Raw genomic sequence first — 4163 nt, forward strand, 5'->3', positions numbered from 1 at the left:
GTTGGAATGATAGTAGGAGTTCCCTGGCATATTGACGCCGATCCCAAATCGGACTTTTCCCAGCAGTCGAGAAAGCTTTGGGGTGCTGATGTAAACTGGCGAACAGCCCTAGCCTATGATGCTGTGCGATCGCTAATTGCGGCACTCCAGTTCAATCCTACTCGAACTGGAATACAACAAACCCTATCTTCTTCAAATTTTTCGACAACAGCTGCTTCTGGAATTGTTCGTTTTTTACCATCTGGCGCAGTCTTTCCGCCCTTTATTACAGCAGGTATACGATCTAGCTCAGCAGCGTGGTTTCAGTCTCGAACAAATTGCCGTTGCGATTGACGGTTTGGCAGTAGCTGCCAATTGAAACTTGTTAAAAAGTTTTTTTAGCATTTTATCAAGCTACCAAAGCGTTGCGAAAAATAGATTTTTGTAAACAAATATTGAAGGTATAAAAATCGAGTTAGTTTGCCAAGACTCAATTACGCGATCGCTTCACAATCCGTTACAAAGAGTTTCTGATACGAATTGTTGACAACACATCCGTGGGGTACAGCTCTCAGCGAAAATGGAATAAAAAATCACATCTTTTTTTAGGGATGACCACGGCCTGTGAAAGTGGCTGGAGAAGGGTTGTTTTTCCAATTTAAGTATGCCTTCTCATTTTGTTCTGTAACTCAGCCAACTTGAGTAACGCGGTCAATCCAGTCAAAAAAAGGCACTTCGGTGACGATTTGTTGAAAAATTTATCTAAATCTAAGTCGCGTAAAAACTATCCATCCGGCGAGAGCCCTTTCTTATTATTGAGAAACTAAATGAAAAACCAGACTCCAGCACGAATCATACTAGAATTGACAGCTTCAAACTGGTATTTTTGCTTACAAGTTCTGCAAAGAGCTTTGGAATCAGTTGGATGGATAAGAGCTTTACTGATAGCAGGCGAAAACTCAGATCTGTGTAAGAAAATAGAGCTATTTTGGTCGGAAATAATAGAAGCTTCTTTGGGACTAGAGTATAGTAAATCGGGAGTAGAAGAGCTTTACCCGATGCCCGACAATGAATCTGGTGCATACTGTTATTCATCTGCTACTGAAGCAGAAGCATTGGCTAAAGAAGAATGTAAGGCAGCGGCGATCGTTACTGTAGGATCTTTGGCAGAGCTTTACCAGCTGAGGAATTCTTCCGCTCGCTCTTGGCATAGCACAGTTGTAAATTATCCGGACTCCGAGAATAACCTGCAAACAAACTCTGCCAAAGCAGCTCGCACATGGGGAGAAAAGAAGGGCGAATCTATTCCACCAATACAGCTTGTAAGTCTGCCAGGAGTAGAAGCGAGCGTAATTGTATTATCTAGCGATCTGAATTTATGGATGCAAATAGAGCCAGTAAAAACGCCAGAAAATACTCACCAAAACTGGCAAGTTTCCCTAATTTTCGATCCGCACAAAATAGTCGAATTGCTTGCTATCCCAGCGATCGCAACTGTTCTACCTTACTATTCGGAATTGATGGCGGCGGATCTGACGAACAACAACAGCATTGTCAAACGCTTGTGGCTGCAACTGCTATCATTGCTTCAACCATATCGTGCGATCGCGCCAGCGCAACAAAATCACAGTTCTCATGCTGCCAAGCAAATAGAAAAGCATGAGAACTGGCGAGAAAACACACTTAAACTTGCTTCTAACCCGCAAATGTCGAGTACCTCAGTATTATCTTCGTCATCTTTAGAGAGTGCATCCATACCTGTGCTGCTAGAACCGCTGTTCTGGGAGTCGCCGATCGGAATTCTTTGCGAGAGCTTAGATGGAGGTATTCTCAGAGCAAATCCAGCTTTCGAGAAATTGATAGGTTACACAGAAGCACAATTGCGACGACTGGATTGTCGAGCTATCAGTCATCCTGAAGATTTCGCGGCGGAAGTTAGGTGTATTCAGCAAATAGTCAGGGGAAGTTTACAACGACAAACGCTGCAAAAGCGCTATATTTGCCGAGATGGGACGATTGTCTGGACAGAAGTGACGATATCGCAGATCGATAGCGCCGAAGCAGACGATCGCTACTTACTGGTATTCGTAAAAGATGTAACCTCTATTCAACGAGCGGAACAGGAACTGCAAAAGCGGCGACAGTGGGAAGCGCTGTTGAGCGAAATAGCGGCTACGATCCGCAGTTCGTTCGATTTTCCTAAAATTCTGGAGATTGCGGTCAGACGGCTGCGATCGGTTCTCAATACCGATCGAGTGCTTGCCTATCAGTTGCAACCAGACCAAAGCGGTGTTTGCGTAGCGGAAGCAGTCGAGCCTGCTTACCCGGTAATTTGGCGGCAAACTTTTTCACCGGAAACAATTCCCACAAGCTATCTAAAAGCTTACAGTCAAGGTCGCCTCTGGCATACAGCAGATATCTATGCAGAAGCATTATCTGTCTGCCATCAGCAAATGCTGGAAGCGATGAAGGTACGCAGTATGATGGCGGTACCAATTCAACGCCCAGATGACGAGTTACAGGAAGAAGGATCGCGCCCTCTGTGGGGTTTAATATTTGTTCATCATTGCCGTACCCCCCGACAGTGGACGCCAGACGAACAACAGCTAGTGCAGGCAGTTGCCAATCAGGTGGCCATTGCTTTTGAGCAGTCGCTGAGAGTCCAGCAACTGCAAGCATATACTAAAGAATTGGAAGAACGGGTGAAAGAGCGGACTCGTTCGTTGGAAAGATCTCTGCAATTTGAGCAACTGATTCGCAACCTAACTAAAGTGCTACATCAGGTGGATCTTGATGAAAACCAAATGCTGGAAGTTGCTGTGGAAGGTTTAGTAAAAACGCTGGGAGTTGCAGGTGGTTACGGATGTCTTTTTAACAGAAACAACGGTGTGCTGGAGGTGCGTTACGAATATTTGAGGAAGGCAGAGATTTACAGCTTTACTTCTCACACGTTCGGCGAAAAGCAGGAAAAAAACCAGCAAAACTCTCCCATAACTAGCGGCTCTTTGCTAGGGGTGTGCTTGTCGCTAGAGGATTTGCCTGAAAGTAGCCGCAATGGGCTTTTAGCTGGAAAAAGCTGTTTTATAAGTAATCAATTACAAAAGTCGATCGCGCGGGGCGAGAGCGAAACTTTAGCGATCGTGCCTATTTTTGATGCACTGGGCTTAATTGGCGCTATTTGTCTGCGTGCGGGTAGAAGTGAAGCAGCGGCTACTACTGAGCGTCAATTGGAGGCAGATGAAATTCAGCTGGTCGAGCAAGTGGCGAGTCAATGCGCGATCGCGATCGACAGATCCCGCACTTGGCGATGCTTGCAAGCACAAAACCAGGAACTGGCAACCCTCAATCGCGTCAAAGGAGAACTGATTGCCAACACCAGTCACGAGCTGCGGACACCCTTAACCGCTATTCTCGGTTTTTCAAGTGTCCTCATTCAAGAATGCTTTGGCACACTTAATAGCAAACAGAAAGAATATGTGGAACGAATCAACACCAGCGGTCAACACCTGCTGGCGCTGATCAACGATATTCTCGATCTTTCTCGCATTGAGGCAGGTCGCTTGGAACTGGAACCGCAAGTAGTTTTTATCGCCGAAGTAGTCGAAAGCGCGATCGACTTGATCCGGGAGCGAGCCCAGGAACAAGGTTTGACTCTGGAAGTAGAGCTAGATCCTGACTTAGAGTACTGCGTGGCCGATCCCAGACGCCTCAAACAAATGCTGTTGAATTTACTCATCAATGCGATTAAATTTACCCCAGCGGGAAAAGTCGGTCTAAAAGTCTATCGTTCTCACCTTTTATCGGAAAGCGGCTCTACGGACAAGATTAATTTTCTCGTTTGGGATAACGGTATCGGCATCGATTTGGAAGATCAAGGGAAACTTTTTTCTCCTTTTTCGCAAATTGATAGTTCTCTATCGCGTCGGTATCCGGGAACTGGGTTAGGATTGGCGATCGTGCGGAAATTGGCAGAACTCCACGGAGGGTCGATTACCCTAGAATCTCGTAAGGGGCAGGGGGCACGCTTCACCCTGTCTTTGCCCCTGCTTTCCGCTTCCGAATAACAATCTCGGTTTTTTTAGCGACGTAGTGCCGTATCGGTGGGCAAACAGATCAGATTGTCGTCTTGGGTATGAATTAATCCCCTCTGGCGTAACTTGCCCATTAAGCGAGTTACTGTCACG

At 46.0% G+C, this 4163-nt stretch carries 2 protein-coding genes; both read left to right on the forward strand.

Features of this window, described 5'->3' with window-relative positions; genetic code table 11:
* The coding region (locus H6S82_RS33040; protein WP_206756883.1) for an ABC transporter substrate-binding protein at positions 1-333 on the forward strand (333 nt) is incomplete at its 5' end.
* A gap of 473 nt (positions 334-806) precedes the next feature.
* Positions 807-4043 (forward strand): ATP-binding protein, encoded by a 3237-nt coding sequence (locus H6S82_RS21160; protein ID WP_190462000.1) that lies wholly within the window; start codon positions 807-809, stop codon positions 4041-4043.
* Positions 4044-4163 lie beyond the last annotated feature (120 nt).

The sequence above is a fragment of the Planktothrix sp. FACHB-1355 genome (assembly GCF_014748295.1).
Taxonomy (GTDB): Bacteria; Cyanobacteriota; Cyanobacteriia; order Cyanobacteriales; family Aerosakkonemataceae; genus Aerosakkonema; species Aerosakkonema funiforme_A.

Excerpts from the sequence above, each read along its gene's own strand:
- H6S82_RS21160 (WP_190462000.1), top strand. The coding sequence starts at position 807 with ATGAAAAACCAGACTCCAGCACGAATCATACTAGAATTGACAGCTTCA.